Here is a 26463-nt window from a genome sequence, read left to right as displayed (position 1 = left end):
CGACCAACTACGCACTCGGTGCGTACTCGACCAGAGCCGACGCCAACATCTGTGGAACGCGCGCGTGAACCCGGGTTCCCGATTCCTCGTGAGCCGACTCCAGAATTGTTCCGTCGGAATGGATCTTGGCCATCAGATCGCCGCGGTGGTACGGAACCAGAACGTCGACTTCCACGTCGGGGCGCACCAGAACCTCGGCCAGGTGGGCCCGCAATTCCGCAATTCCCTCGCCCGTCTTGGCGGAGACGAACACAGCGCCGGGAAGCAACGCACGCAATTGCGTGAGCGTCACCGGATCTGCGGCGTCGATCTTGTTCACCACGATCAACTCCGGCGGCGCAGGCGAATTGGTCTCGCGCAGAACGTCCGTGATCACTTCCCGAACGGCTTTGATCTGTTCGGTGGGCAATGCATCGGAACCGTCCACGACGTGCATCAGCAGATTCGCGTCGGCAACCTCTTCGAGGGTCGAGCGGAATGCCTCGATCAACTGGGTAGGAAGGTGCCGAACAAAACCGACGGTGTCGGTCAGTACGTACTCGCGGCCGTCTTCGAGCGACGCCCGACGAGTAGTCGGATCCAGGGTGGCGAACAGTGCGTTTTCCACCAGTACGCCTGCCCCGGTGAGCGAATTGAGCAAGCTCGACTTACCGGCGTTGGTGTAGCCGACGATGGCAACAGCGGGGATGTCGCTGCGCAGTCGACGCGTCCGCTTGGTGTCACGGGCCGCCTTCATGGCCTTGATCTCGCGCCGCAGTTTTGCCATGCGCTCACGAATGCGTCGACGGTCGGTTTCGATCTTGGTCTCACCGGGACCACGCAGGCCCACACCGCCGTTGCTGCCGGCACGGCCACCAGCCTGGCGCGACATCGACTCGCCCCAACCACGCAGGCGAGGAAGCATGTACTCCATCTGAGCGAAAGCGACCTGAGCTTTACCTTCGCGGGACGTGGCGTGCTGAGCAAAGATATCGAGAATCAGGGCCGTGCGGTCGATGACCTTGACCTTGACGATCTTCTCCAGCGCGGTGAGCTGCGCAGGTGTCAATTCACCGTCGCAGACGACCGTGTCGGCGCCGGTCGAGAGCACGATTTCACGTAGTTCCTGGGCCTTGCCGGAACCGATGTACGTAGCCGTATCGGGTTTGTCGCGGCGCTGTACCAAGCTGTCGAGAACCTCTGATCCGGCCGTGTCCGCCAGTGCAGCCAACTCGGCCATGCTGGACTCTGCCTGCTCAGCAGTTCCCTGGGTCCAGACACCGACCAGGACAACACGCTCGAGGCGCAGCTGGCGGTACTCGACCTCGGTGACGTCTTCCAACTCGGTGGACAGTCCCGCAACGCGGCGCAATGCACCACGCTCGGAAAGCTGCATTTCACCAACCGACGGCGTTCCGGAACCGGAAGACGCTGCGTAGTCGGACTCGTCGGCTGTGTACTCGGCCTGCTCGCCTGCCGGTGAAGAGTCGGCAGCAAACGATTCTGCAGACTCGTCTGCAGTGGATTCTTGATTGTCATGTGATTTCGTCATACAAGATCCATGTTCCCACGAAACCTCACAGCGGCGCATCCGCTTTTCGCGCACGGCATACGCAGCTCACGCAAGTGATCGCCACCAGTCATCGCTGATCGATCCGGCTGCGAGCAGAACCGACGGTCCGCGAAGCTCGGCAACACCCTTGTCGATCGCAACCTGAACCGCGCCGCCGAGAACCTTGACGGTGACGGTGCCGTCGCTGCGACCGTCGTGGCGCAGCGCCGCAGCGGCTGCGGCAACAGTTCCGGTGCCACACGAGCGAGTCTCGCCGACACCGCGCTCGTACACCCGCATGCTGACGCCGCCGTGTTCGAGTGGCGTCACGAATTCAACGTTCACGCCATGCGGGAAGAACGCCGGATCGAATGCCGGTGCGATAGACAGATCGAGGGCCGCCAACTGCTCGGCGTGCAGATCTTTCTCGACGCAGGCCAGGTGCGGATTGCCGACGTCGATTCCCAGCCCGGTGAAGGCCCTGCCCTCGATGCTGGCGCTGCTGGTCCCCAGCTCGGTGACGGTTCCCATGCCTACGGTCACATCACCCGCGGTGGCGCCTGTGGCGTGAACTACCACCGGCCTCGCTCCGGCCCGGCTGCCGACCACGAACTCGCGACGGTTCTCGAGGCCGGACGCAGTCAGGTAATGCGCGAACACCCGAACACCGTTGCCACACATCTCGGCGATCGAGCCATCGCCGTTGCGGTAGTCCATGAACCAGTCGTCGGCGGCAATTCCCGTCGGAATCTCGGTCAGGACACCGGCATCGGCGAGTGCACCAGCCCGCGCGACACGCAGAATCCCGTCGGCGCCCAATCCCTGACGACGGTCACAGAGCGCTGTGACGCGCGCCGGCTCGAGATCGATCGTGACATCGAGATCGGGAAGCACGACAAAGTCGTTCTGAGTGCCGTGGCCCTTGCTGAAATCCATGGGCGCCATCCTATCCGGACCTACCAGACCGTTACGCCGGTGAGGCCGTGACCACCAGGTTGTGCTCATAAGTGAATCCGGAGGGCATCGACGGATCAGGAACCGTCGGGCCGCCGCAGGTAACCAGAACCAGCCTCGGTGCACCCGTGTCCTCGAAGAACTCGGCCGGCAACGCCACCTTCTCGTAGAGCTTCAGACTCGCCGCGGTGTACGTGTACATGGTGCCCGCGTCGTCGGTGGCGTAGATCGGCGTTCCCGGTTTGATCTGGTGCAACGGCCAGAGCGCGCCGTGGGTGCGGTCGCCGTCGTCGACGTGCCCGGCAACAAGATTGGTGCCGTCCGGCTCACCGAAATGCACGTCGTTGAGGAAGTGCGAGACCTTGTCGGGGTGCGGAAGGATCATGCCGCGATTGGCGCCCAGACCACTGGTCACGATGTCGGCCCGCACGTCGAGGTCCGGGATCGCGAGTGTGTTCGGAGGCAGATCGGTCGGTGCCGCAGCCCAGACCATGCCGGGGTCCGGCGCTGTTCCGACCTCGAACGGAGCATCGGGCAATGGTGCGCTGATCGGTTTTCCCGCGGCACTGACAGCCAGGTAGACAAGGATGGCACCCGCTGCGAGAAACACGACGAGGAGAAGAACCAGGGGCAGAGTTGTCTTGCGCCTGCGGGGCGTTCGAGCGTGCGCCGCCGTCTGCACCATGTTCTCTTCACCCTTCGTCAGCTGGTCGCTATGACCGATTGCCATAACTGTAAGATAGCTGAATTCGGGGATTCGTTACACACCGGGCCGCACAGCTAGCGAATTTCCCCCACTACAGCTGCGCGCGCGGCGTCCAGCAAATCGTCAGCGCCGCCGTCGAGCCAGTGCACTCGCGGATCGCGACGGAACCACGACCGCTGACGCCGAACGTATCGTCGAGTCCCGATGAAGGTACGTTCGAGCGCCTCAGCGAGGTTGTACTCACCGTCGAGATGCGCCAGCACCTGTGCATAGCCGATCGCTCGCGGCGCGGTCACGCCGTCGCGAAGACCCTGCTCGATCAACGCCTCGACCTCACCGACCAAACCGGTGTCGAACATCAACTCCGTACGCAGTCGAATACGCGCATCCAACCGTTCCGTCTCCCGATCGACACCCAATATCCTTGTACCCCAACGAGGTTCACCGATCTGCGGAGCTGATGCCGCGAAGGGCTGACCGGTCAACTCCACCACCTCCAGGGCCCGCACCATGCGGCGACCGTCGGTCGGAAGGATCGACGCAGCCGCGGTGGGATCCGCCGCCACCAGCGCGGCATGCACCGCCGCAATCCCCTCGTCGGCAAGAACAGCCTCCCACCGCGCACGCACCACAGGGTCCGTAGCCGGGAAGGCCCACTCGTCGAGAAGTGACTGCACGTACATCATGGAACCGCCGACGATGACGGGTACTTTGCCCTCCGCCATCAGCCGCTCCGCCATTGTCATGGCGTCGTGTTGGTACCGCGCCACAGTGGCCGTCTCGGTGACATCGAGCACGTCGAGCAGGTGATGCGGAATCCCCCGACGTTCACCGGGTGGAAGTTTTGCAGTTCCGATATCCATGCCGCGATAGAGCTGCATCGCGTCGATGTTGATGATCTCGCCGCCGAACTCCTGCGCCAGATCGAGCGCAAGATCGGACTTGCCCGCAGCCGTCGGACCGACCACGGCGATGGGTCGACAATCTCCAGTTTTGGAATCCCCGGTTTTGCTCACCGGCGCCACATCCCGACGTGATAGCCGACGCCAAGTGGTGCACTGCTGTAATGCACCACCGCGTCGGGTTGCTCGGTGAAGACCGACGCCAAGACCTGCCACGCGGCCCGGCCCGACGCACCTATCTCGTCGCACAGCGCAGGATCCAGGTCCAGAAGCGCCGCCCGATCACCCTGCTCGAGCGCAGCGTCGATCACTGCCTGAACTGGCGCGGCTCGCTCGTCGAAGCTGCCCGGCGCCTTGGGGGTCAAGGTCGACGCTCCATCAGCGAGGACCAGCAGGCCGACCGGCTCGTCGCCGGCGTCCAGGAGTTCACGCAGCCGCGCGCCGAGTGTGCGGCATTCGTCCACCGACGCGATAGTTGAAATCAGGTGTACATCGACGGACACGTCCGGCCCGGCCTGCTCGCGGAGCCAGCCCGCGACCAGAGCAGTCAACGGCAGCTCCGGATTGACCGGCCCGCGGGCATCGCCGTCGAGTCGGGTGCGAACGTCAGCTCCGAAGCCGGCAAAGGTCCCGACTTCTCCCCGTCCCACGCCTGCTGTTCCAGCCGTTTCCAGGACTTTCTCGGTGTCGGCGCCCACGGCGATCCATCGCGTCGCCGTGGCTGCCAGTTCCTGAACTACCTGGAGCACAGCCGCCCTGACCTCGCCGGCCGGAGCCGAGTCGCCCGATAATTGGGGAACAAGAAGTGGGGGTGACGGGACCAGTGCGGCAGCTGTGAACACAGATGCCACGCTAGTCCAACCCGAGGTGACAACCTGACACCCTGTTACCTGATTCAATAGTCGTAGAACGTGAGTACCGGGTTCAATGGAACCAGGAATGCGATCAGGCAGCCGTGACGCGCGGCAGAGACGAGGACCGATGACCGAGAACAGCGAACCCACCACCGGAACAGAGACCAGCTCGGCACCCGGCACACCAACCCCCGGTGCTGCCAAGCCGAGCGCGTCGACGCCCAAACCGGGCGCTCCGAAACCAGGTGGACCGCGACCAGGCGCGCCACGGCCAGGACCGGCTGCCAGTCGGCCGGCAGTACCGACTTCCCCGGCAAGCGACCCGAGCAAGTTCGGCCGCGTGGAGGAAGACGGCACCGCCTGGGTGAAGACTGCCGACGGAGAACGCCAGATCGGATCCTGGCAGGCCGGTGACGCCGCCGAGGGGCTGGCCCACTTCGGTCGCCGCTACGACGACCTCGCCACCGAGGTCACTCTGCTCGAGGCGCGACTGACCTCGGGTGCCGGTGATGCGAAGAAAACCAAGGCCGCAGCCGTTGCGCTCCTGGAAACGCTTCCCACGGCAGCCGTGATCGGCGATCTCGACGGTCTTGCCACACGCCTCGATCACATTGTTGCCGGGTCGGACGAAGCCGCAGCTCACGCCAAGGAGGAGAAGGAGCAGTCGCGGGCAACCAATACTGCACGCAAGGAAGCCCTTGCCGCCGAGGCTGAGCAGATCGGTACACAATCCACCCAGTGGAAGACCGCAGGCGATCGTCTCCGCGAAATTCTCGACGAGTGGAAGACCATCCGGGGTATCGATCGTAAGGTCGACGACGCCCTGTGGAAGAGGTACTCCAAGGCCCGCGAATCCTTCAATCGACGACGCGGCGCCCACTTCGCTGAATTGGACCGCGACCGTGCCAGCGCCCGCTCCACCAAGGAAGAATTGGTCGAGCGCGCCGAAAAGCTGTCGACGTCCACCGAATGGGGACCGACAGCGGGGCAGTTCCGCGATCTTCTGACCGAGTGGAAAGCCGCAGGCCGCGCCCCTCGCGAGGCTGACGACACTCTGTGGGACCGGTTCAAGACCGCGCAGGACGTCTTCTTTGCAGCGCGTAATGCCGCGGCCGCGGAACGTGACGCAGAGTTCGAGGAGAACGCACAAGCCAAGGAAGCGCTGTTGGCCTCGCACGCCAACATCGATCCCGAGCACGGCCTCGACAGTGCCCGCGCGTCACTGCGTGACCTGCAGGAAAAGTGGGACGCCATCGGCAAGGTCCCGCGTGATCGCATGCAGGACCTCGAGGCACGGCTTCGCGCTCTCGAGAGCAAGGTCCGTGACGCCGTCGACGCACAGTGGCGTCGTACCGACCCGGAGGCCCTCGCCCGCGTAGCCCAGTTCAAGGAACGGGTCACGCAGTTCGAGGAGCAGGCCGCCAAGGCTGAAGCTGCCGGCAAGACCAAGGATGCGGAGAAGGCGCGCGCTCAGGCCAAGCAGTGGCAAGAGTGGGCAGACGCAGCCGAAGGCGCAGTTAACGACTGAGCGGATTTACCGTCGGCCGGCCCCGTTATGCGGGGTCAGCCGGCGTTCCACTCCTGATTCTTCTCAGCTTCCGCAGCAGCGATCCGGCGCTGTTCCTCGGCAGCCAACTGGATTGTCGTGCGCGCCCAGACGACCTTGAGCCAGTGGAACGTCAGGAATATGACGGTGAACCAGCCGATGACAAGTCCGATCGACGGTCCGGCTACGTGGAACGCTTCGGGAATTGTCTGACGCGACCAAATTGCCATCATGCCGAGCGCACTTGCGACGGCACTACCGGCCAGCGCGATCCACGCCACCGACCAACGACGCGTGACCAAGGCGAGCATCGAGAATCCGATGCCGAAGATCACAACAAACCAGACATACAGTCGCGAGAACAGTGCGATTCGCTCGGAAACCGCGTCCTGGTTGAACGCCAAGACGTCCCAGCCGTTGGCTGCCCCGGCGTGCGGAAGCGCAAGCGTTCCGACGAGCACCAGAACGGCAATCGCAACAACCATCGCTCGAACACCCGGATCGATTTCGCCGGCAATCTTCCGCTCGACGGCGTCGAGATCGGAACGGTATTCCTCGAACGAGGCATCGTCACCGGAAGGCGACGTTCTGTTGTCGTGTGCTGAACTCATGAATTGCATCCCATCTGAACGGGTTGTGGGGCTGGGGCACCGATCTTCGGCAGTCCGAGACCGACACCGATCGGTGCGGTCTTGGGCGTGATGCCCTGGTCGAAAGAATCTCCGGCGCGCGTGCGCCGATGGGTGAGCACTCCGTCGTCCGCAACGAGGTGGTGCGGCGCGCCGTGCGTGATGACCACCGTCACGACGTCGCCGGGGCGAATCGAGGTGTTCACGTTGCCTTCGGGCCGGAAATGCACCAAACGCCCATCGCGTGCGCGACCGCTCATTCGGTGCGTCGCCGCATTCTTACGGCCCTCACCTGCCGCAACAAGGAGCTCCACTTCGGTGCCCACGAGTTTGCGGTTCTCTTCGATGTTGACTTCTTCCTGCACCGCCAGAAGCCTCACGTAGCGTTCCTGGACCACGTCCTTGGGGATCTGGTCTTCCATCTCTGCCGCAGGCGTGCCCGGGCGGATGGAGTACTGGAACGTGTACGCATTCGAGAACCGCGCCTTGCGTACGACATCGAGGGTTTCCTGGAAATCCTCTTCGGTTTCGCCGGGGAAGCCCACGATGATGTCGGTGGTGATCGCGGCGTGCGGCATCGCGGCACGCACCTTCTCGATGATTCCGAGGTACTTCGACTTGCGGTAGGAACGCTTCATCGCCTTGAGGACCTTGTCGGACCCGGACTGCAACGGCATGTGCAACTGCGGGCACACATTGGCAGTGGTGGCCATAGCGTCGATGACGTCGTCGGTGAATTCGGCGGGGTGCGGTGACGTGAATCGGACGCGCTCGAGTCCCTCGATGTTTCCGCAGGCCTTCAGCAGGGACGCAAAAGCCCCGCGATCACGCGGTTGCTCGGGGTCGGCAAACGACACGCCGTAGGCGTTGACGTTCTGACCGAGCAGAGTCACCTCGGACACGCCTTCGTTCACGAGGGCCTGCACCTCGGCCAGGATGTCGCCCGGACGACGATCTACTTCCTTGCCGCGCAGCGCCGGGACGATACAGAAGGTACAGGTGTTGTTGCAGCCAACCGAGATGGAAACCCAACCGGCATAGGCAGATTCACGCTTCGCGGGCAGCGTCGACGGAAATGCCTCCAGCGCGTCGAGGATCTCGACCTCGGCCCGTTGATTGTGACGCGCACGGTCGAGCAGCGCGGGCAGCGAACCGATATTGTGCGTTCCGAAGACCACGTCGACAATCGGCGCCCGCTTGACGACGGTCTCGCGATCCTTCTGCGCAAGGCATCCACCGACAGCAATCTGCATGTCGGGCTTGGCCTTTTTGTTCTGCGCCAACATACCGAGTGTTCCGTACAGTTTGTTGTCGGCATTCTCGCGGACGGCACAGGTGTTGAAGACCACCAGATCGGGATCGACACCGGACTCCACCTTGCGATAACCCGCATCTTCGAGAAGTCCCGACAGACGTTCGGAATCGTGGACGTTCATCTGGCATCCGTGAGTCCGCACTTCATACGTGCGGGCAGGGGGCACTGCGGTGGTTGCCGAGGGTTCAGCGGTGGTCGCCGCAGGCGCGGTAGAGGTCTTTTCGTCGATCAGTGACACGCTTCAGCCTAGCTCACGTCCACTACGGCGTGTAATAACGCCCAGGTAAACCGACAAAGCGCCACATAAACGTCAACGGCGTAAAATTTTCACTACCGTTACGCGGAACCCTGACGAAATGCGGGGCACAGACGGAAACTACGCCTAAGGTTCTCGGTTATGACCCAAGCCGACGATGCGACGACGCCGACTACCTCCGGCGATTCCACATCCATGATTTCGATGACCTCGGTGAACAAACACTTCGGGGAACTTCACGTCCTGCAAGAGGTCAATCTCGAGGTACCCAAGGGCCAAGTAGTGATCGTCCTCGGTCCGTCGGGCTCCGGTAAGTCGACACTGTGCCGAACCATCAACCGGCTCGAACCCATCGATTCAGGCACCATCGCCGTCGACGGCAAAACCCTCCCCGAGGAGGGCAAAGCCCTTGCCGCACTTCGCGCCGACGTCGGCATGGTCTTTCAGTCCTTCAACCTGTTCGCGCACAAGACGATTCTCGAGAACGTCATGCTCGCACCGATGAAGGTCCGCAAGGCGAAGAAGGAAGACGCCAAGAAGACGGCACTGCAGTTGCTCGAACGGGTCGGCATCGCCAATCAGGCCGACAAGTACCCGGCACAACTTTCCGGTGGTCAGCAGCAGCGTGTCGCCATCGCTCGCGCGCTCGCGATGCAGCCGAAGGTGATGCTGTTCGACGAGCCGACCTCCGCTCTCGACCCCGAGATGGTCAACGAGGTCCTCGACGTCATGACCTCCCTCGCCAAGGAAGGCATGACCATGCTTGTGGTCACCCACGAGATGGGATTCGCCCGCAAGGCCGGCGATCGGGTGCTGTTCATGGCCGACGGCCAGATCGTCGAAGACACCAACCCGACAGAGTTCTTCACCCACCCCAAGTCGGATCGGGCCAAGGACTTCCTCGGAAAGATCCTCACGCACTGATCAAGTCCTGCACCGACGTCCACAAGACACCCGTCTCGACTGCACAGTTCGAATGTCGACACAATTGAGAGGATCTCCATGAAGATCAATCGTTCCGTCCGTTTCGGAATCGGAATCATGGCCATTGCATTCGCAGCAACCGCCTGTGGCGGTGGCGAGGAGAGCAAGACGGTCAGCGAGAACGCCGCTGACGGCAAGCTCACCATCGGCATCAAGTTCGACCAGCCAGGACTCGGCCTGCGCAACGCGGACGGCACGTACACCGGTTTCGACGTCGAGGTCGCGAAGTACGTTGCAAACGAATTGGGCGTCAAGCCCGAGAACATCACGTTCAAGGAGTCACCGTCCGCCCAGCGTGAGACGTTGATCCAGAACGGCGAGGTCGACTACATCGTCGCGACGTACTCCATCACCGACGCACGTAAGGAAAAGGTCGGCTTCGCCGGACCGTACTTCGTCGCCGGCCAGTCGCTGCTCGTCAATGCGGACAACACCGACATCACCGGTCCCGAATCACTGAACGGTGGCAAGATCCTGTGCTCGGTGGCTGGGTCCACCCCCGCCCAGAAGGTGAAGGACACCTACGCCAAGGACGTCCAGCTCCAGGAATTCGACACCTACTCGGCGTGCGTCGAAGCGCTGCGCAACGGCAAGGTCGACGCAGTCACGACCGACGACATCATTCTCGCCGGCTACGCGGCACAGTCCCCCGGTGCATTCCGTATCGCCGGTGAGCCGTTCACGACCGAAAATTACGGAATCGGCTTGGCCAAGGACGATTCCGAAGGCCGCGGCAAGATCAACGATGCCATCGAGAAGATGATCTCTTCCGGAGCGTGGGCAGAAGCATTCACCGAGACGGTCGGCCCGTCCGGTTACACGATGCCCGCTCCGCCCACTGTCGACCGGTACTGATCCAGCTGAGCAGTAGCCATTCCAGGTGGGGTTTCCATGTCCGGAAACCCCACCTGGGCAAGCACTTTCAACAACGACCCATGAACTGGGGAGACCGTAAGTGAAAATACTCGACGATTACGGAAGCCAGATCCTCGAAGCGTTCTGGACCACGATCCAGCTCACGATCTTCTCGGCGATCGGCGCATTGATACTCGGAGTGATTGTTGCCGCGATGCGGGTGTCTCCCGTACCTGTCGCCCGATTCCTCGGCGCCGCCTACGTCACTGTCTTCCGCAATACGCCGCTCACCCTGATCCTGCTCTTTTGTGTGTTCGGTCTGTACCAAACTCTCGACATCAGCCTCGCATCGACCAGTTCGTCAACCTTCGTGATCGACAACAACTTCCGCTTGGCCGTCCTCGGACTGAGCGTCTACACCGCGTCGTTTGTGTGCGAGTCGATCCGCGCCGGAATCAACACCGTCCATGCCGGACAGGCAGAAGCAGGACGGTCCCTCGGGTTGACCTTCCTGCAGAACCTCCGACTCATCGTTCTTCCGCAGGCCTTCCGCGCTGTGATCGCACCGCTCGGAAGCGTCCTGATCGCTCTGACCAAGAACTCCACCGTCGCCGCCGTCATCGGCGTGTCCGAGGCATCGAAATTGATGAAGGAGATTCTCGAAAACGAAGCCGCACTCTTCGTGACCGCAGGAATCTTTGCAGTCGGCTTTGTCATCTTGACCCTGCCGACAGGATTGCTCTTCGGTAAGCTCGCCAAGAAATTCGAGGTCGCACGATGACTAAGCAAGCAACGGTTCTCTACGACGCACCCGGCCCGAAGGCACGGGCACTGTACCGATTCGCTTCGGTTGTCGTAGCCGTCCTCGCCCTCACCATCGCGTATGTCGTGTACCGCGCGCTCGACGACAAGGGGCAGCTGACCTCCGCCAAATGGGATCCGTTCCTGCAGGCGAACGTCTGGACGACGTATCTGCTTCCCGGCATCAAGGGCACCTTGATTGCGGCAGCACTGTCCATCGTGCTTGCACTGATCCTCGGCGCAATTCTCGGAATCGGCAGATTGTCCGATCACCGCGTTGTGCGAATTATCAGTGGTGTCATCGTGGAATTGTTCCGTGCGATTCCCGTGCTTCTGCTGATCATCTTCATGTACGCCGTTCTTGCCGAATACAAGATCGTGAAACTCGACTACTTGGCGCTTACGGCCGTCGTGGTGAGCTTGACGCTCTACAACGGATCGGTGATCGCGGAAATCGTACGCTCGGGAATCAACTCACTCCCCCGCGGACAAAGTGAAGCCGCCAAAGCTCTCGGTATGCGCAAATCTCAAATCATGGTGACAATCTTGCTACCCCAAGCAGTCACAACCATGCTCCCCGCACTGATATCGCAAATGGTTGTTGCGCTCAAGGATTCAGCTCTGGGTTACATCATCGGCTACACCGAACTTGTTCGACAGTCCACCCAGCTGGGTGCTGCGTTCCAGAACTACCTGCCGGCGCTCATGGTGGCTGCTGTCATCATGATCATCTTGAACTCTTCGCTGACTTACCTGGCAACCAAGGTCGAGAAACGACTGAGGTCCGGAAAGCGAAAGGGCAAGGGCCCGATCGCTCCGCCTGTCGCCGATGTTGCGGTGTCGGTTCCGGGAATGGATCTGACCAAGCCGTGAACTGATCGACCTATTGCTTCACCGACACCAGAAGCGGGGTGTGTCACCAAATTCGGTGACACACCCCGCTTCTAGTTTTGTCGCCTACGGCTCCGCGCAGTTTTGTCGCCTACGGCTCCGCATAGTTTTGTCGCCTACGGCTCCGCATAGTTTTGTCGCCTACGGCTCCGCGGCAGCCATCTCGGCTTTGACGACCTCGTACGACATGCTCGCCGAGTAGCCCTTGCGCGCAAGCATCGCCACCAGACGTCTCATCACCTTGTCGCGATCGTCGACCGGCTTGTTGCGCAACTTCTTTCGAACGAGATCAGCTGCCCGCTCGCGCTCGTCTTCGGCATCGATCTGCGACAACGCTTCTGTTGCCACATCCTGGTCGACGCCCTTGAGTCGAAGCTCGACGGCCAACGCCTTCTTGCCTTTGCCGGAATAGGTATGACGTGAATGCACCCATTGGTTGGCAAAATCCGCGTCGTCGATGAGACCGATTTCCTGGAGACGATCGAGCGCCCGAGTAATAATGTCGGTCTCGTATCCCCGGCTGATCAGCTTCTTTTCCAACTCGGACCGACTGCGCGCGCGGTCACTCAGGAGGCGCAGGCAAGCATCCTTTGCCTGCGCCTCCGTGCCACCCTCGGCGCGCTGTGTACCTTCGCCGCGCTGCCTGCGTTCGCCGCGGTGATCGCTGCCACCACGGCTGCCCGCCCGATCGGAGCGCGAGCGAGACCGTCGATAACCGGTGTCACTGCCACCGTCATCGTCGATGTACTCCATGACAGGGATCAGAAGTCGGCGGGAGCTTCATCGGTAGCGGTGACATCGGCACCGATACCCAGCTTTTCCTTGATCTTCTTCTCGATCTCGTCACGGATATCGGTGTTCTCCAGCAAGAACTTTCGAGCGTTTTCCTTGCCCTGACCCAACTGGTCGCCTTCGTAGGTGTACCAGGAGCCGGACTTACGGATGAACCCGTGCTCGACACCCATGTCGATGAGCGAGCCTTCCTTGCTGATGCCCTGGCCGTAGAGGATGTCGAACTCGGCCTGCTTGAACGGCGGGGCGACCTTGTTCTTGACCACCTTGACGCGGGTGCGGTTACCGACTGCGTCGGTACCGTCCTTGAGCGTCTCGATACGGCGGATGTCCAGACGGACAGACGCATAGAACTTCAAAGCCTTACCACCGGTGGTGGTTTCGGGTGAACCGAACATCACACCGATCTTCTCGCGAAGCTGGTTGATGAAGATGACGGTGGTGCCCGAGTTGTTCATGGCACCGGTGATCTTTCGCAGTGCCTGGCTCATCAAACGAGCCTGGAGACCGACGTGGCTGTCACCCATTTCGCCTTCGATTTCAGCGCGGGGAACAAGTGCTGCCACGGAGTCGACAACGATGATGTCGAGAGCGCCGGAGCGGATCAACATGTCGGTGATCTCGAGCGCCTGCTCACCGGTATCGGGCTGGGAGACCAGCAGTGCGTCGGTATCGACACCCAACTTGGCCGCGTAATCCGGATCGAGTGCGTGTTCCGCGTCGATGAATGCAGCGATGCCGCCGTTGGCCTGCGCATTGGCAACTGCGTGCAATGCAACGGTGGTCTTACCCGAGGATTCCGGGCCGTAGATCTCGACGACTCGACCACGAGGCAGGCCGCCGATGCCCAGCGCGACATCGAGCGCGATGGAACCCGTGGGGATCACCGCGATGGGCTGGCGAACGCCTTCGCCCAAGCGCATCACCGAACCCTTGCCGAAATTCTTGTCGATCTGCGCCAACGCGAGGTCGAGCGCCTTGTCCCGATCTGGTGCCTGTGGTGCCATCGTGATCCCCATTCTCAAGTCTCTTCAGTGGTGTTGCGATCAGAGTAGATCCGGCTACCGACAAACTTTTGATTCATCGTGCCGACCCACTCGAACCCTGCAGTCGCGGAAGCGGCAGTTACCACCGAACACACTCAGCATAGACGAACATCTGTTCGAAACACAGGCAAGGATCGAACATTGCCGAAATAAACTAGCGACGCGACGGCGGCACGTCGAACTCCGCGCACAACGCTCGCCACACCTCGCGGGGGTCCTGGCCTGCCTCGATAGCCTCTGCGGCAGTCAGTCCGCCCAGACTCAGGATGACGTGGTCGAGCAGCATCGAGTCACCTCGTACCTGCCCGAACTCTTCTCGTACCAATTCGTGAAACTCGGTCAATCGCACGGGCGCCACGGTAGTCCACCCAGGCAGCTGTGCACACTCCGCACAGGTCAGGCCGCCACTCCTCCGGCCACAACTTCCCGACACACCGCTACCGGGTCGCGGACGTCGGATGCCGTCGCCGCGGCAGCGCCGGCCGCGTCGGCGAAGCTGCGCTGGGAGAGAACCTGCAACACCGCGTCCCTGATGGATCCTGCATCAGCCGGTCGTACGATCACCGCACTACCGGCGCGAGCGGCACGATTGGCCAACTCCCACTGATCGCCGCCGCCGGGAACAACCACCGTCGGCACGCCGGCCGACAGAGCCTTCGCCAGCATTCCGTGCCCACCTCCGCACACCAGAACCGAAGCGTCGCGCAGCATCACGTCCTGGCGGCCGAGCCCGGCACGAACCCAATCCGGATACAGCGCGTCCGAACCGTCGAGAACCGACGCGATCAGCCGCAGCCCTGACCCTTCCAGGCCGTCGACGGTCTGCTCGAGCATTCCCACCGCACCGGTATGCGCGGTCGACGGCGCCACCATGACCAACGGTTCCGAACCTGGCGGCGGTTCCAGAATCTCGCGAGTCGGTTCCCATAACAACGGGCCGACGACGTGCGCGTGGGCAGGCCAATCCGGCCGCGGAACTTCCAGCGCTGGAATCGTCGCGATCAATCGTGCATGTGGACCTGGATCTACTGCGGGAAGTCCGACTCCGACGCGTGCCTCGGATCGCTGGGCCAGTCCTTGCTTGATCGAACGCCCCGTTGCCGCTCGCATCACGGTGTCGCGCAGGCGTCCGCGAAACCCGACGCCGGGAGCCAACCCGCTCCCGATGGGCGGCAGGCCTCGGGACGGCGAGTACAGCGGATGAGGCGAGAGCTCCACCCACGGAATTCCCAGTCGCTCGGCAGCCAATCCACCTCCGGCAGTGAGGATGTCCGAGACCACCAGATCCGGGGCTACCGCTTTCAGATCGGGCAGCAGTTCGGTCGAGATGTACGCCGCCCGCGAGTGGATCCGCGCACCGGCGTCAAGGTCGTCGTCGCCGGGCCTCGGCGCCAAGCCTTTGAGAGGTTCGGTGTTCACTCCCGCAGCACGGGCCTTCTCCACCCATCTCGACCCGGTAAACAGGATCGGCTCGTCGCCCGCGGCGATCAGCGCCAGCGACAACGCTATTGCGGGAAAAGCATGACCCGGGTCCGGCCCGGCAACAACGGCTACTCGCACCGCATCAGCGTGTCACACGCCACAACGACCGGTCATACCGCCCGGAATGCCTGCTCCGCCTCCGGCAACGCACGTTCACGATCGGAAGCCACCAGACCGATACGCGTCCGACGATCCAGGAGATCGTCCACGTCGAGTGCCCCCTCGTGAGACACCGCGAAGGCGAGTTCGGCGGCGCAGATATCCAGCCCGGCTACCTGACGAAGTCCGTCATCGCCCAACCCAATCACCGCTTCGGCTTCGGTGCCGTACCGCGCCACCAGCCCGGCGGGCGCTCGAACCTGGTCCAACACAGCGCGCGACGCGGCACCGACCAACGGCAGGTTGCGCGTTCGGCACGGACCCGCGTTCAATCCGCCCGCTTCGACGGCGCAGTCGACGGCGTCTTCCGCCATCTTGCGATACGTCGTGAGCTTGCCACCGACAACCGTGATCACATCGGTTGCCGACCGGACCACCGCGTGATTACGCGACAGGTCAGCAGTCGATCCCCCGCCGGTATCGAGCAACGGTCGCAAACCCGCAAAAGTGCCGAGCACATCGGCCCGGGTCAACGGAACTTCCAAAGCCGTATTGACCGTAGCGAGAAGGAAATCCACTTCCGCATCCGACGCTTGCGGTACGTCGGGTACGGGGCCGGGCGCCGCTTCGTCGGTCAAACCGAGATAGATCCGGCCGAGTTGCGCCGGCAACGCGAAGACAAACCGATTGGTCTCACCCGGAATCGGAACCGTCAGTGCGGCAGTGGGATTACCCAGCGATCTCGCGTCGAGTACCAGATGCGTGCCGCGACTCGGACGCAGGGTGATACTGGGATCCACCTGATCTGCCCACACGCCCGTCGCGTTGACCACTGTCCGAGCCCGCAGCAGAAACTCGGTTCCGGTCAACTCGTCTCGCAACGTCGCGGACGTACCGGACACCTCGTAGGCACCCACCCTGGTCAGAATCCGAGCACCGAAAGATGCCGCTGTGCGGGCGATGTTCACAACCAGTCGAGCGTCGTCGATCAACTGACCGTCGTAGGCCGTCAGCGCACCGCGAAGGTCCGCCTGCCGTACCGCCGGCACCAACTCCCGTGCCCGAGACGCGCTCACCGCGCGCGAGCGAGGCAACACCGACGACGGTGTCCGAGCCGTTGCCCGCAATACGTCACCGGCTAGAAACCCGGTACGCACCAGAGACTTTCCGAAGAACGACGTCTGCGGGAGCAACGGTACGAGTTGCGGCATCGCCCGTACGAGATGCGGCGCCGTTCGAGTCATCAGGATTCCGCGTTCGACTGCACTCTCACGGGCAATACCGATATTTCCCGACGCAAGATACCGAAGTCCGCCGTGAGCGAGCTTGGAACTCCACCGACTGGTACCGAAGGCCAGGTCGTGCTTGTCCACCAACACAACGCTCAGGCCACGCGTCGCGGCGTCCAAAGCCACACCGACACCGGTGATTCCGCCGCCGATAACCAGAAGATCCACAGAACTTCCGCGTGAGAGTTCGTCCCATTCGCGGGTCCGACGGGCAGCGTTGAGCGCCGACGGATCGGCATTCGGTGCAGTGAGATCGCTGTCGGCCATCGTTCTAACCGTCCGTTCCTGCAGTCGGCGTCAGGTACGCCGACACCGCAATTCTCAACTGCTGCACCGCTGCATCGGCAGAAAGTCGATCCTGCAGTGTCGGTGCCGAGAACACCACCGACTGTGCCATCAGCAACAGCATGGACGCTATCTCGTCAGCATTTCCGTGACGGATCGATCCGTCCTGCTGCCCGGCTGTGACCACAGCAGTCATGAGTTCGAGTATCGACTTCTGGCTGGCACCAATGCGATCCACGATGTAGGTGGTCAGCAATTCCTGATCCGTCGACCGGATCTTCACGAACAGCGGATGATCGCGGATCTCGGCGACAACGTCGACCACTGCGGAGAGAAGAAGATCCCGAGCCGAACCCGTCGTCTGTATGTCGGGGAGGACCTCCCGAATTTCGCGAGTGAGGAGGTCTGCGACAACTGCTCTGGTATCCGTCCAGCGCCGGTAGACCGTCGGCCGGCTGACGCCGGCGCGCCGAGCGATCTCGGCCAACGTGGTGCGCTGCATACCGAAATCGAGCACGCACGATCGCGCGGCATCAAGAATGAGATTGTCGATCGCGAGGTTTGGAGTGCGCTGACCGTCGCCCTTTCGCGGCAGGACTTGATCATCTGCGTTACGGATTGCCATCGTGTGTAACACGCTACCCGACGCGCCGTCCGGCAGTGCGACTAGTACACGGCGTGTTCCGACTATCAGAAATAGTACAACTCGAACCCGACGGCACGGTCGGCCTCGAAGCCGGGTTTCGGCCCCGACACCATGTCGATCTGAGCCTGCGCCTGCACGCGTACCGGAATCTCACTCAGCGCCGCCAGATACCGTGAATGCTCGGCCAAGGAATCCACCGCTCGCGCCACCGTTGTACTCACGTCGACGCCGTGAGTCGGTGTCATCGAATTCACTGCAACCCACCGAACTCCGGTCCACGGTTCGAGTCCGATGTCCGACAGTTCCGGAAAGATCCACTCGTTGGCCGCGTCCGCCGTCGCGTCAAGGACACTGATTCCCAGCGCTCGGTGATCGGCACTGTTGAGATAGCCAGGGCCCCAGGTGTTCGAGAAGTTCATCGTCACTACGAGTTCCGGCCGGTGCCGCCTGATCGCGGCTGCCAACACGGAACGCAATTCGAGTCCGGCAATCAGTCGACCATCAGGAAGACCCAGGAACTCGACTTCACTCACTCCCACAACAGCGGCGCTGCGACGCTCTTCTGCCTCGCGGATGGGTCCGGACTCCGCCGGCGGCAGTCCTGCAATCCCGGCTTCCCCGCTCGTCGCGAGTACGTATCTGACGTCCTTGCCTTGATCCGTCCAGCGGGCTACCGCTGCAGCTGCGCCGTACTCGATGTCATCCGGATGGGCGACGACCACAATCGCGCGCTGCCAGTCCTCGGGGAATGGTTCCATACCGCACGATTGTGCCTGTCACATCCTCGAAACGGGTGTGTTTTCATCGTTGCCCGACATCGCCTTCACGAGGAAGTAGATGCCGACGCCCAGCGCGCCGACCACCAGAATCCAGAACAGACCCTTGATCAACGCGCCGACCACTGCAAGCGCGATCCACACGAGGACCACAGCCAACACGATTTTCCAGAACATAACGTACCTTCCTTGCCGTGAGCTTTCGGACTGGCTTAGAGAAAGTCCGTGACACCAGCCTGACACGTTCGGCCGGACAAAGCAGCAGCTCACCGGCAAGATCAGGTAAAGATCAGGGTTCACCCTGATCAACCATGACGAGACTGGGCATGCATCCAAAACACCCGTGATTCGCGCTGACGTAGACTCGCGAAGTTCCATCCAGTACGCCCTAAGGAGCACGTTCGCCGTGTCTACCACCCGAATTCCGGCCCGCGACCTCGCGCACGTTGCAGTGTTCGCGGCCCTCATCATCGCGTTGGGTCTACCGGGGGCGATCAACATCGGAATCTCCGGTGTGCCGATCACCCTTCAATCACTCGGTGTGATGATGGCCGGTGCGCTCCTCGGGCCTCGCAAGGCCGTACTGGCGGTGCTGACCGTGATCGCGCTCGGCCTGGTCGGGCTACCGGTGCTCGCCGGCGGGCGGACTGCATTATTTGCGCTGTCGAGTCCCACTGCCGGGTTCTTGATCGGCTGGATACCTGCGGCGTTTGTCATCGGATGGCTGACGACGAAGATGCTCCCGAAGTACCGAATCATTCCTGGAATCGGCATCAACCTTCTCGGCGGTGTTGTTGTTCTCTACCTCTTCGGAATCGCCGGGATGATGATCCGTGGACACATGACCTTCCTCGCCGCGTGGACCGCCAACGCCGCCTTCATCCCCCTCGATGCTGCGAAAGCCGTTGTCACCGCAGTGGTCGCCGCTCAGGTCCATCGTGCGTATCCGGCACTGCTTCGTGACAGCGTCGCCGCACGCGCAAAAACAGCAGTGGCGAACTGATTCCTCGATGAGCGAGATCATCTTCGAAGGCGTCGGGCACAGTTTCGGCGAACGCACCGTGCTCGATCGTGTCGACCTGACACTGACCGAGCAGCGCATCGGGATTGTCGGTGCAAACGGAAGCGGCAAGTCGACGCTTGCCCGCATGATCAACGGATTGGTGATTCCGGCAACAGGTTCCGTCCGTATCGACGGTTTGGATACCGCCAAGAAGGGACGCGACGTACGCAAGCACGTCGGCTTTGTGTTCACCGATCCCAATCATCAGATTGTCATGCCGACCGTCGCCGAGGACATCGAGTTTTCGCTGCGGCGAAGCGGACTCGGCAAGGCTGAACGGGCCCAGAAAGTCTCGTCGGTCCTCGAGCGCTTCGGATTGGCGTCACACAGCGACCATCCCACCCACCAACTGTCCGGCGGTCAGAAACAACTTCTTGCCCTGGCCGCCATCATGGTGACCGAGCCGAAGGTACTGGTGGCGGACGAACCGACAACGCTGCTCGATCTGCGCAACTCGCAGCTCATCAGCTCTGTCTTCGCGTCCCTCACACAGCAGTTGATCGTGGTGACCCACCAACTGGATCTGCTCTCCTCGTTCGATCGAGTTCTGGTGATCGATCGAGGGCTTGTCGTGGCCGACGGCCCGCCCGCGGAGTCCGTCGACTTCTACCGTTCCCTCGTCTCGTGACCACACTCGGCCACTACCGCGCCGGCACGTCCATCCTCCATCGGGCGCGGCCTGGCTACAAACTTCTCGCGCTGATCGTCGCAATCGTCGCGGTATCGGTATTCGTGCGCAGCCCTTGGCAATTGGTGCCACCCACCGTTGTTGTTGTTGCGCTCTACGTGGCCGCGCGTATTCCGTTCCGCATCGCGATCGCCCATCTGCGGCCGGCATTGTGGATGCTGCTGTTCATCGGCGGATTCCAGATACTCGTCGCCGGGTGGGAGCGCGCGGCCGTCGTCTGTGGCGTTCTGATCCTGTCGATCGCGCTGGCCGCGCTCATGGGTCTGACAACCCGCATTTCGGAAATGCTCGACGCCATCACGGCTTTCCTCACCCCGCTGCGCCGATTCGGGGTCAATCCCGAAAGAATCGCGCTCTTGCTGGCGATGACCATCCGGTGCATCCCGTTGATGTTCGAGGTCATCACACAGGTGTCCGAAGCACGCAAGGCCCGCGGTCTCGGCTTCTCACTGCGATCCTTTGCCGTTCCCGTCATCATCGGAACCCTCATGACCGCCGACGCGATGGGTGAGGCACTGGCTGCGCGCGGAGCTGACGACTGAACGCGGACCAGCTCAGCGATACTTCTGGGTGATCTCGTCGACCTCGCCGATCGCGTCGGCCAGGCTGGACAGACGCTCTGCGGCCGCGTGCAGAGCCGACAGTTCACGGTTGAATCCCACCAGGGCAGACGGGGTGTGCGGCGCCGTCAAGGTTGCGGCTGAATTGACGAGATCCTCGTACTGACCGAGTCCCGCCTGCAGTTCGCGAACGGCACCTGCGATAGTCGGTTCGAGTGTCTCGGCAACCTTGGGGGTCGATGTCACGGCCCGTTCCATCGACGCGATATCGGACGACACCGCAAACATCGCGCGCAATGCGGAATCTGCAGTCACGGTGATCTCGTCGAGTTCGCCGGGATCGATGGTGTCTGCGCGTCGCAGCACACCAAGAATTTCGAACAGCGACGTTTCTGCTCCGACCAGTCGTGACATCGGTATGAACGCGCGCGAGGACGACGGTGGCAGTCGCCGCCGGATCGGAGCGGGCGGCGGCCCGGCGTTCATCGACCGGTAGCGCCCGACTGCAACAACAGCGGGTACCGCAAACAGTGCGGCTCCCCCACCAGCGACAACAACGGACCATTCCGGCGCCGACGCCACCGCAAGCCCGGCAGTGCCGATCACGGTTCCACCGGAGATGAATCCCCAGCGCTGGGCGCGTCGCCTCGCACGTGCTCGTTTGCGCTCGAATTTTGCCCGCGGATCTTGCCACCGCCGGGCTGCCTCCGCAGCGGACGCCGTCACTTCGCGGAGCGAATCTGCAGTACGGCCCAGCGCACCGAATGCGCCGGACATGGAAACAGGAACGGCCGACCTGGGCTCTCGCTCAGGCCGGCCACCTCGTGAAGAAAACATCAGTGTGTCGAATCGTGTATCTCTGGAAAACTGCAGACCGTGGATCTACTGGCCGGTGGTTCCGGCAGCAGGCGGCTGCTTTTCGATTGATGTCGGCGCCGGTGCCGCCGCAGTCCCACCGGACGGCAGTGCCTCGCCCTTCATGGATGCGCGAATCTGCTCGAGTCGGCTGTGCCCGGCCATCTGCACGGAAGCCTGCTGGACCTCCATCATCCGACCCTGCACCGAGTTCTGGGCAAGTTCGGCCGAGCCGAGGGCATTTGCGTAGCGACGCTCGATCTTGTCGCGAACGGCGTCCAGGCTTGGCGTGTTGCCGGGTGCGGACAGCGTGCTGTCCATGGATCGCAGCGATTCGCTGACGCGTTCCTGCATCTTGGCCTGCTCGAGCTGGCTGAGCAGCTTCGTGCGCTCGGCAACCTTGGCCTGAAGCGTCATAGCGTTCTGTTCGACGGCCTTCTTCGCCTGCGCAGCAGCCTGCAACGACTGATCGTGCAGCGCCTTGAGATCCTCGACACCCTGCTCGGCGGTCACGAGCTGAGCGGCAAAAGCCTCAGCGGCATTTGTGTACTGGATCGCCTTGTCGTTGTCGCCCGCAGCGGCAGCCTGATCGGCGAGGTTGACGGCCTGACGCGCATTGGCGTTGAGCTTTTCGACCTCGTCGAGCTGACGACTGAGCTTCATTTCAAGCTGACGCTGGTTACCGATCACCGACGCGGCCTGCTGCGAGAGCGCCTGGTGCTGACGCTGCGCGTCCTCGATCGCCTGCTGGATCTGGATCTTCGGGTCGGCGTTCTCGTCGATCTTCGAATTGAAGAGCGCCATCAGGTACTTCCAGCCCTTGACGAAAGGATTAGCCATGGGTTTGATCCTGCCTCCATCTGATGCGCCGCGCGCTACGCGACCCGGTGAACGACCGTCGCACACCGAAACTCACCAGTACATCAGGGCTGCGCTCCAACTGCCCTGACCCTGCACTGCCATACCGGTATATCTACAGAATCTATCGGGTTCAAGCGGCCAGTAGCTACGCAGCAGCCAAACTGCGCGCGTTGGGCGCCGGAATCACCACTCGGGTATCCCGGGCGATGGACGGCGAACCGGACACCTGTGCCGACACAGCAGCGGCTGCACCGGTCGGCGCGGCACCGGAAACCGGACGACCGAGCGCAGAGTTGGACTTCTTGGTGGCCAGAGTTTCACTGACGTCGACCAACACGTCGGACAGCGGTACGGCAAGCGCATCGCAGATCGCGGCCAGCAGTTCACTCGACGCTTCCTTGCGTCCACGTTCCACCTCGGACAGGTAGCCCAAGCTCACACGCGCGCTGTTCGACACCTCACGTAGCGTGCGACTCTGCGAAACGCGCGTACGCCGGAGACTGTCACCGATTGCCTCACGCAATAGCAGCGCCATCTCGCTCCTCCTTCATCCGTCGTGCCGTACCTGTCTTTTCACAGGTCCGCACCGTCACCTGGCCACATCGGTACCGTCTCGACACCGTGGCTGTTGCACACCTTCACAACAGTCAACGTCCGAACTCGACCGATTGGTTCCCGAGCCTATCGTGCCCGGCGCTCTTCAACACGATCACATAACCGCGACACGGCTGCCGCGACTGCAGCGATTCGAATCTCCCACCGCTCTCCTGTCAACGACAGACGCTCACACAGAGTTCCGTCGGGCCCGGCAATCCCCAAGAACACCGTGCCGACAGGGTTCCCGTCTTGTTCGGTCGGCCCCGCTACACCGGTCAGTCCGACACCCCAATCGGCGACGCACCGAGTGCGGGCACCGTCGGCCAGAGCAATCGCCGTGGATGCGGACACCGGGCCGTCGAGTGCCAACGCATCGGGATCTACGCCTGCCAGCGTCGCTTTCAGATCGGTGGCATACACCACCAGGCCGCCGCGCAGGACTTGGCTCGATCCGGGAACCGACGCCAGCGCAGCAGTGAACAGTCCGGCCGTCAGCGACTCGGCAGCCGCGACGCTCTCCTCTGCCACCACCAACGCGGCGATCAGTTCGCCGACACCGAGGTCGAGCAGCGGATCGCGCACAGGTCAGTGTCCGTCTCGTTCGGCGAACCGGACGCCGGCCCGCAATCTGATGGCTTGAACAACATATTCGAGGCCGGTGACCACGGTCAGCACAACCGCCGCGGCCATCAGGAGCCAGCTGACCACGTCCCAGCTGCTCGGCAAAGGGCACAGGTAGAAACCGATCGCTACGGCCTGGACGAGGGTCTTGAGCTTGCCGCCCTTGCCGGCAGGAATCACGGCATGGCGGAGCACGGCAAAACGCAGCAGCGTGATTCCGAGTTCGCGGGCGATGATCACGCCGGTCACCCACCACGACAGGTCACCGAGTACCGACAACCCGATAAGCGCAGCGCCGATCAGTGCCTTGTCCGCGATGGGATCCATCAACTTGCCGAAGTCGGTGACCAGACCGTATTTCCTGGCCAACTGGCCGTCGATCCGGTCGGTCACCGCGGCGACGATGAAGATCGCCATCGCGCCCAGACGCCACGACGTCGACTGACCGTCGTCGACAAAAAGCACGACGAGAAAGACCGGAACAAGAACGATCCGAATCATTGTCAAGATGTTCGCGATATTGAAAAGTGGGACGGGTTTGTCGGCCGGTGTTTCTCCAGTGGGCCCTACAGCAGCCCGATGGGCATCTGCTTGATCACGCGGGGAACTCATCGGATCACCGCGCGGAAGGCGGGCCGAACCCGGACGGTGACCGGGCGGGCGGGGTATTTCGTGGAGCGGACAGGCACGCGACTCAGAATATCGGTAGACCCATTGACTAATGTGCACCACATGACTTCCACCGCGCGCAGCGACACCGAAAGCCACTTGATCGTGCGGCGGGCACGAACATCCGACGTCCCGGAAATCAAACGCCTCATCGACATCTATGCCGGCAAGATTCTGCTGGAAAAGAACCTGGTGACGTTGTACGAGGCTGTGCAGGAGTTCTGGGTCGCCGAAAAGGACGGCCAAATTCTGGGTTGCGGGGCGATGCACGTCCTGTGGGCGGACCTCGGCGAGATTCGCACTGTGGCAGTCGATCCCACCGTCAAGGGCCAGGGAGCAGGCTTCCAGGTGGTCGACAAACTGATCGAAGTTGCACGCGAGTTGGAATTGGAGCGGTTGTTCGTGTTGACCTTCGAGACCGACTTCTTCCACCGCCACGGCTTTGTCGAAATCGAGGGAACTCCGGTCACCGCCGAGGTCTATACCGAGATGTGCCGGTCATACGACGCCGGTGTCGCCGAGTTCCTCGATCTCAGTTACGTCAAACCCAACACCCTCGGAAATACCCGTATGCTTCTGACGCTCTGATCGGTTCACTCACATCCCGAAAGCGGTCCCGATGTCGTTGTTCCTCGTCGAATACACCTATGACCCCGCAAAAAACGCCGAGCGTGACGCCCTCCGCCCCGATCACCGGGCATGGCTCGGTGATCTTCTCGAGCGTGACATCGTCGTGACGTCCGGCCCGTTCGCCGACGGCCTCGGAGCACTCATCATCGTCGACACGGCAGACGCCGACACCGTGGCACTTCTCTTCACGCACGATCCGTTTGCCAAAGCCGATCTGGTCGCGAATATCCGGATCACCGAGTGGGTGCCGGTACTGGGTCAGTTGGCCTGAACCTACTACTCAGGCGCGGTCGCGGGTCTTCATCAGGCTCGCGACCGTGGTCACGGCCAACACACCGATGATGACGGACAGGGACAATGCCGTCGAAATCTCCGGCACGCTGACGTGTTCGCCGCCGTTGACAAACGGCAGCGTGTTCTCGTGCAATGCGTGCAGGACAAGCTTGACGCCGATGAACGCGAGGATGATCGACAGCCCGTACGAGAGGTAGACCAACCGCTCGAGCAGTCCGCCGATGAGGAAATACAGTTGGCGTAGGCCCATCAACGCAAAGGCGTTGGCGGTGAACACGATGTACGGCTCCTGGGTCAGACCGTAGATCGCCGGGATGGAATCCAGCGCGAACAACACATCCGCAAATCCGATGGCAATGAGCGCCAACATCAACGGCGTAATGACACGCTTGCCGTCGATCCTGGTGATCAATTTGTCGCCGTCGTACTCCTCGGTAGTGGGCAGTACACGCTTCACAATGCTGATGATGCGGCTGTCACGTTTCTCTTCGGCTTCCTTCTCGTGCCCGTGGTCGCGGACCAACGTGTACGCGGTGTAGATCAGGAAGGCTCCGAAGAGGTAGAACACCCAACTGTAGGCATTGATGGCCGCAGCGCCCACCGCAATGAAAATCCCTCGCATCACCAATGCGAGCACGATTCCGATCAGCAGGACCTTCTGCTGGTACTGGGGCGGGACCGCAAACGTCGACATGATGATGACAAAAACAAAAAGGTTGTCTACGGACAGCGCCTTCTCCGTGACGTAGCCGGCAAAGTACTCGCCGCCGTACGTCGTCCCCCAGATCCACATCACGATCAGACCGAAAATTATCGCGATCGAGATGTAGACCGTCGACCAGAAGGCCGACTCACGAAAGGTCGGTGCATGAGGCGTCCGGACATGCGCGAAGAAATCGAAGACAAACAGGCCGAGTATCACCACTATCGTGATAACCCACGTCAACGGTGTCACATGCACGAGCAGCCTCCGATCGTCTGCCGAC

The 26463-nt window shown here is 62.1% G+C and carries 31 protein-coding genes; 10 read left to right on the top strand and 21 right to left on the bottom strand.

Annotated features, from left to right (window positions below; all coding sequences use genetic code 11):
• Positions 1 to 7: 7 nt before the first annotated feature.
• From hflX to C7T36_RS20275, 5 genes are all read right to left on the bottom strand, one after another.
• Positions 8 to 1531: a GTPase HflX gene (gene hflX, locus C7T36_RS20295; protein WP_045067393.1), complete on the bottom strand. Its 1524-nt coding sequence runs from the start codon at positions 1529 to 1531 to the stop codon at positions 8 to 10.
• 66 nt (positions 1532 to 1597) lie between these two features.
• Complete coding sequence (gene dapF, locus C7T36_RS20290) at positions 1598 to 2467, bottom strand: diaminopimelate epimerase (RefSeq protein WP_045067392.1); 870 nt, start codon at positions 2465 to 2467, stop codon at positions 1598 to 1600.
• A gap of 31 nt (positions 2468 to 2498) precedes the next feature.
• The gene (locus C7T36_RS20285) at positions 2499 to 3215 is read right to left on the bottom strand and encodes a class F sortase (RefSeq protein WP_239654718.1); all 717 of its coding nucleotides are present in this window, start codon (positions 3213 to 3215) and stop codon (positions 2499 to 2501) included.
• A 50-nt stretch (positions 3216 to 3265) separates the two neighbouring features.
• Positions 3266 to 4207: a tRNA (adenosine(37)-N6)-dimethylallyltransferase MiaA gene (gene miaA / locus C7T36_RS20280; protein ID WP_045067391.1), complete on the bottom strand. Its 942-nt coding sequence runs from the start codon at positions 4205 to 4207 to the stop codon at positions 3266 to 3268.
• On the bottom strand, positions 4204 to 4935 hold the full coding sequence (locus tag C7T36_RS20275) for a class III extradiol dioxygenase subunit B-like domain-containing protein (RefSeq protein ID WP_045067389.1): 732 nt from the start codon (positions 4933 to 4935) through the stop codon (positions 4204 to 4206). The genes miaA and C7T36_RS20275 overlap by 4 nt, the downstream gene beginning before the upstream one ends.
• 139 nt (positions 4936 to 5074) lie before the next feature.
• Here C7T36_RS20275 and C7T36_RS20270 point away from each other — a divergent pair, with 139 nt between their 5' ends.
• Positions 5075 to 6475, top strand: coding sequence for a DUF349 domain-containing protein (locus C7T36_RS20270; RefSeq protein ID WP_045067388.1), 1401 nt, complete (start codon positions 5075 to 5077; stop codon positions 6473 to 6475).
• A gap of 35 nt (positions 6476 to 6510) precedes the next feature.
• Here C7T36_RS20270 and C7T36_RS20265 read toward each other — a convergent pair whose 3' ends face one another.
• Positions 6511 to 7104: a hypothetical protein gene (locus C7T36_RS20265; RefSeq protein WP_033234997.1), complete on the bottom strand. Its 594-nt coding sequence runs from the start codon at positions 7102 to 7104 to the stop codon at positions 6511 to 6513.
• Positions 7101 to 8603: a tRNA (N6-isopentenyl adenosine(37)-C2)-methylthiotransferase MiaB gene (miaB, locus tag C7T36_RS20260; RefSeq protein WP_219112761.1), complete on the bottom strand. Its 1503-nt coding sequence runs from the start codon at positions 8601 to 8603 to the stop codon at positions 7101 to 7103. Before miaB ends, C7T36_RS20265 begins: the two co-directional genes overlap by 4 nt.
• 285 nt (positions 8604 to 8888) lie before the next feature.
• On the opposite strand from miaB, the gene gluA reads away from it, so the two are divergent.
• From gluA to C7T36_RS20240, 4 genes are all read left to right on the top strand, one after another.
• Complete coding sequence (gene gluA, locus C7T36_RS20255) at positions 8889 to 9617, top strand: glutamate ABC transporter ATP-binding protein GluA (protein WP_080711761.1); 729 nt, start codon at positions 8889 to 8891, stop codon at positions 9615 to 9617.
• Between the two features lie 78 nt (positions 9618 to 9695).
• The gene (locus C7T36_RS20250) at positions 9696 to 10532 is read left to right on the top strand and encodes a glutamate ABC transporter substrate-binding protein (RefSeq protein ID WP_033234830.1); all 837 of its coding nucleotides are present in this window, start codon (positions 9696 to 9698) and stop codon (positions 10530 to 10532) included.
• A 100-nt stretch (positions 10533 to 10632) separates the two neighbouring features.
• Complete coding sequence (locus tag C7T36_RS20245) at positions 10633 to 11313, top strand: amino acid ABC transporter permease (protein ID WP_033234831.1); 681 nt, start codon at positions 10633 to 10635, stop codon at positions 11311 to 11313.
• Entirely contained in the window at positions 11310 to 12206 is an 897-nt protein-coding gene (locus C7T36_RS20240) for an amino acid ABC transporter permease (protein WP_033234832.1), read from the top strand. The genes C7T36_RS20245 and C7T36_RS20240 overlap by 4 nt, the downstream gene beginning before the upstream one ends.
• A 159-nt stretch (positions 12207 to 12365) precedes the next feature.
• On the opposite strand, the gene recX is transcribed toward C7T36_RS20240, so the two are convergent.
• The 8 genes from recX to C7T36_RS30190 all read right to left on the bottom strand — a co-directional run bounded on the left by recX (position 12366) and on the right by C7T36_RS30190 (position 18816).
• Positions 12366 to 12977: a recombination regulator RecX gene (recX, locus tag C7T36_RS20235; RefSeq protein ID WP_072782495.1), complete on the bottom strand. Its 612-nt coding sequence runs from the start codon at positions 12975 to 12977 to the stop codon at positions 12366 to 12368.
• Positions 12978 to 12985: 8 nt separating this feature from the next.
• Entirely contained in the window at positions 12986 to 14023 is a 1038-nt protein-coding gene (gene recA, locus C7T36_RS20230; protein ID WP_033234999.1) for a recombinase RecA, read from the bottom strand.
• A gap of 193 nt (positions 14024 to 14216) precedes the next feature.
• On the bottom strand, positions 14217 to 14411 hold the full coding sequence (locus tag C7T36_RS20225; protein ID WP_033235000.1) for a DUF3046 domain-containing protein: 195 nt from the start codon (positions 14409 to 14411) through the stop codon (positions 14217 to 14219).
• 47 nt (positions 14412 to 14458) lie between these two features.
• Positions 14459 to 15622 (bottom strand): glycosyltransferase, encoded by a 1164-nt coding sequence (locus C7T36_RS20220; protein WP_045067386.1) that lies wholly within the window; start codon positions 15620 to 15622, stop codon positions 14459 to 14461.
• A gap of 32 nt (positions 15623 to 15654) precedes the next feature.
• Positions 15655 to 17199 carry a glycerol-3-phosphate dehydrogenase/oxidase gene (locus C7T36_RS20215; protein ID WP_045067383.1) on the bottom strand — a complete coding sequence of 515 codons (1545 nt, stop codon included), beginning with the start codon at positions 17197 to 17199 and terminating at the stop codon, positions 15655 to 15657.
• Positions 17200 to 17203: 4 nt separating this feature from the next.
• Complete coding sequence (locus C7T36_RS20210; RefSeq protein ID WP_033234835.1) at positions 17204 to 17842, bottom strand: TetR/AcrR family transcriptional regulator; 639 nt, start codon at positions 17840 to 17842, stop codon at positions 17204 to 17206.
• 65 nt (positions 17843 to 17907) lie between these two features.
• Complete coding sequence (locus C7T36_RS20205; RefSeq protein ID WP_045067381.1) at positions 17908 to 18621, bottom strand: PIG-L deacetylase family protein; 714 nt, start codon at positions 18619 to 18621, stop codon at positions 17908 to 17910.
• 18 nt (positions 18622 to 18639) lie between these two features.
• Positions 18640 to 18816 carry a hypothetical protein gene (locus tag C7T36_RS30190; RefSeq protein ID WP_033234837.1) on the bottom strand — a complete coding sequence of 59 codons (177 nt, stop codon included), beginning with the start codon at positions 18814 to 18816 and terminating at the stop codon, positions 18640 to 18642.
• A 229-nt stretch (positions 18817 to 19045) separates the two neighbouring features.
• Here C7T36_RS30190 and C7T36_RS20200 point away from each other — a divergent pair, with 229 nt between their 5' ends.
• From C7T36_RS20200 to C7T36_RS20190, 3 genes are read left to right on the top strand one after another with little or no spacing between them, the layout of a single operon-like run.
• The gene (locus tag C7T36_RS20200) at positions 19046 to 19642 is read left to right on the top strand and encodes a biotin transporter BioY (RefSeq protein ID WP_033234838.1); all 597 of its coding nucleotides are present in this window, start codon (positions 19046 to 19048) and stop codon (positions 19640 to 19642) included.
• 7 nt (positions 19643 to 19649) lie between these two features.
• On the top strand, positions 19650 to 20330 hold the full coding sequence (locus tag C7T36_RS20195; RefSeq protein WP_033234839.1) for an energy-coupling factor ABC transporter ATP-binding protein: 681 nt from the start codon (positions 19650 to 19652) through the stop codon (positions 20328 to 20330).
• The gene (locus tag C7T36_RS20190; RefSeq protein WP_033234840.1) at positions 20327 to 20932 is read left to right on the top strand and encodes an energy-coupling factor transporter transmembrane protein EcfT; all 606 of its coding nucleotides are present in this window, start codon (positions 20327 to 20329) and stop codon (positions 20930 to 20932) included. The genes C7T36_RS20195 and C7T36_RS20190 overlap by 4 nt, the downstream gene beginning before the upstream one ends.
• A 12-nt stretch (positions 20933 to 20944) precedes the next feature.
• Here the strand turns inward: C7T36_RS20190 and C7T36_RS20185 are convergent, their stop codons facing one another.
• The 5 genes from C7T36_RS20185 to pgsA all read right to left on the bottom strand — a co-directional run bounded on the left by C7T36_RS20185 (position 20945) and on the right by pgsA (position 24496).
• Entirely contained in the window at positions 20945 to 21727 is a 783-nt protein-coding gene (locus C7T36_RS20185) for a hypothetical protein (RefSeq protein WP_045067380.1), read from the bottom strand.
• 105 nt (positions 21728 to 21832) lie between these two features.
• Positions 21833 to 22645: a PspA/IM30 family protein gene (locus C7T36_RS20180; protein ID WP_033234841.1), complete on the bottom strand. Its 813-nt coding sequence runs from the start codon at positions 22643 to 22645 to the stop codon at positions 21833 to 21835.
• A gap of 166 nt (positions 22646 to 22811) precedes the next feature.
• A complete protein-coding gene (locus C7T36_RS20175; protein WP_033234842.1) occupies positions 22812 to 23201 on the bottom strand; it encodes a helix-turn-helix domain-containing protein in 390 nt (129 codons plus the stop codon).
• 146 nt (positions 23202 to 23347) lie between these two features.
• Positions 23348 to 23845, bottom strand: coding sequence for a CinA family protein (locus tag C7T36_RS20170; protein WP_045067378.1), 498 nt, complete (start codon positions 23843 to 23845; stop codon positions 23348 to 23350).
• Between the two features lie 3 nt (positions 23846 to 23848).
• On the bottom strand, positions 23849 to 24496 hold the full coding sequence (gene pgsA, locus C7T36_RS20165; protein WP_045067376.1) for a CDP-diacylglycerol--glycerol-3-phosphate 3-phosphatidyltransferase: 648 nt from the start codon (positions 24494 to 24496) through the stop codon (positions 23849 to 23851).
• A gap of 120 nt (positions 24497 to 24616) precedes the next feature.
• Between pgsA and C7T36_RS20160 the strand changes: the two genes are divergently transcribed.
• Together C7T36_RS20160 and C7T36_RS20155 are read left to right on the top strand one after the other, a co-directional pair.
• Complete coding sequence (locus C7T36_RS20160) at positions 24617 to 25141, top strand: amino-acid N-acetyltransferase (protein WP_033234845.1); 525 nt, start codon at positions 24617 to 24619, stop codon at positions 25139 to 25141.
• Positions 25142 to 25172: 31 nt separating this feature from the next.
• Positions 25173 to 25454, top strand: a complete 282-nt coding sequence (locus tag C7T36_RS20155) for a YciI family protein (RefSeq protein WP_033234846.1) — start codon at positions 25173 to 25175, stop codon at positions 25452 to 25454.
• 9 nt (positions 25455 to 25463) lie between these two features.
• Here C7T36_RS20155 and C7T36_RS20150 read toward each other — a convergent pair whose 3' ends face one another.
• Positions 25464 to 26438: a TerC family protein gene (locus C7T36_RS20150; RefSeq protein ID WP_045067374.1), complete on the bottom strand. Its 975-nt coding sequence runs from the start codon at positions 26436 to 26438 to the stop codon at positions 25464 to 25466.
• Positions 26439 to 26463 lie beyond the last annotated feature (25 nt).

The sequence above is a fragment of the Rhodococcus sp. AD45-ID genome, from assembly GCF_003023755.1.
Classification (GTDB): Bacteria; Actinomycetota; Actinomycetes; order Mycobacteriales; family Mycobacteriaceae; genus Rhodococcus_F; species Rhodococcus_F globerula.
Note: the sequence above shows the minus strand (reverse complement) of the source record. Positions and strands in the feature narration are given on the sequence as shown.

Excerpts from the sequence above, each read along its gene's own strand:
- hflX (WP_045067393.1), bottom strand. The coding sequence starts at position 1,531 with ATGACGAAATCACATGACAATCAAGAATCCACTGCAGACGAGTCTGCA.
- dapF (WP_045067392.1), bottom strand. The coding sequence starts at position 2,467 with ATGGATTTCAGCAAGGGCCACGGCACTCAGAACGACTTTGTCGTGCTT.
- C7T36_RS20285 (WP_239654718.1), bottom strand. The coding sequence starts at position 3,215 with ATGGCAATCGGTCATAGCGACCAGCTGACGAAGGGTGAAGAGAACATG.
- C7T36_RS20270 (WP_045067388.1), top strand. The coding sequence starts at position 5,075 with ATGACCGAGAACAGCGAACCCACCACCGGAACAGAGACCAGCTCGGCA.
- C7T36_RS20265 (WP_033234997.1), bottom strand. The coding sequence starts at position 7,104 with ATGAGTTCAGCACACGACAACAGAACGTCGCCTTCCGGTGACGATGCC.
- gluA (WP_080711761.1), top strand. The coding sequence starts at position 8,889 with ATGATTTCGATGACCTCGGTGAACAAACACTTCGGGGAACTTCACGTC.
- C7T36_RS20250 (WP_033234830.1), top strand. The coding sequence starts at position 9,696 with ATGAAGATCAATCGTTCCGTCCGTTTCGGAATCGGAATCATGGCCATT.
- C7T36_RS20240 (WP_033234832.1), top strand. The coding sequence starts at position 11,310 with ATGACTAAGCAAGCAACGGTTCTCTACGACGCACCCGGCCCGAAGGCA.
- recX (WP_072782495.1), bottom strand. The coding sequence starts at position 12,977 with ATGGAGTACATCGACGATGACGGTGGCAGTGACACCGGTTATCGACGG.
- recA (WP_033234999.1), bottom strand. The coding sequence starts at position 14,023 with ATGGCACCACAGGCACCAGATCGGGACAAGGCGCTCGACCTCGCGTTG.
- C7T36_RS20215 (WP_045067383.1), bottom strand. The coding sequence starts at position 17,199 with ATGGCCGACAGCGATCTCACTGCACCGAATGCCGATCCGTCGGCGCTC.
- C7T36_RS20210 (WP_033234835.1), bottom strand. The coding sequence starts at position 17,842 with ATGGCAATCCGTAACGCAGATGATCAAGTCCTGCCGCGAAAGGGCGAC.
- C7T36_RS20205 (WP_045067381.1), bottom strand. The coding sequence starts at position 18,621 with ATGGAACCATTCCCCGAGGACTGGCAGCGCGCGATTGTGGTCGTCGCC.
- C7T36_RS30190 (WP_033234837.1), bottom strand. The coding sequence starts at position 18,816 with ATGTTCTGGAAAATCGTGTTGGCTGTGGTCCTCGTGTGGATCGCGCTT.
- C7T36_RS20195 (WP_033234839.1), top strand. The coding sequence starts at position 19,650 with ATGAGCGAGATCATCTTCGAAGGCGTCGGGCACAGTTTCGGCGAACGC.
- C7T36_RS20185 (WP_045067380.1), bottom strand. The coding sequence starts at position 21,727 with ATGTCCGGCGCATTCGGTGCGCTGGGCCGTACTGCAGATTCGCTCCGC.
- C7T36_RS20180 (WP_033234841.1), bottom strand. The coding sequence starts at position 22,645 with ATGGCTAATCCTTTCGTCAAGGGCTGGAAGTACCTGATGGCGCTCTTC.
- C7T36_RS20175 (WP_033234842.1), bottom strand. The coding sequence starts at position 23,201 with ATGGCGCTGCTATTGCGTGAGGCAATCGGTGACAGTCTCCGGCGTACG.
- pgsA (WP_045067376.1), bottom strand. The coding sequence starts at position 24,496 with ATGAGTTCCCCGCGTGATCAAGCAGATGCCCATCGGGCTGCTGTAGGG.
- C7T36_RS20160 (WP_033234845.1), top strand. The coding sequence starts at position 24,617 with ATGACTTCCACCGCGCGCAGCGACACCGAAAGCCACTTGATCGTGCGG.
- C7T36_RS20155 (WP_033234846.1), top strand. The coding sequence starts at position 25,173 with ATGTCGTTGTTCCTCGTCGAATACACCTATGACCCCGCAAAAAACGCC.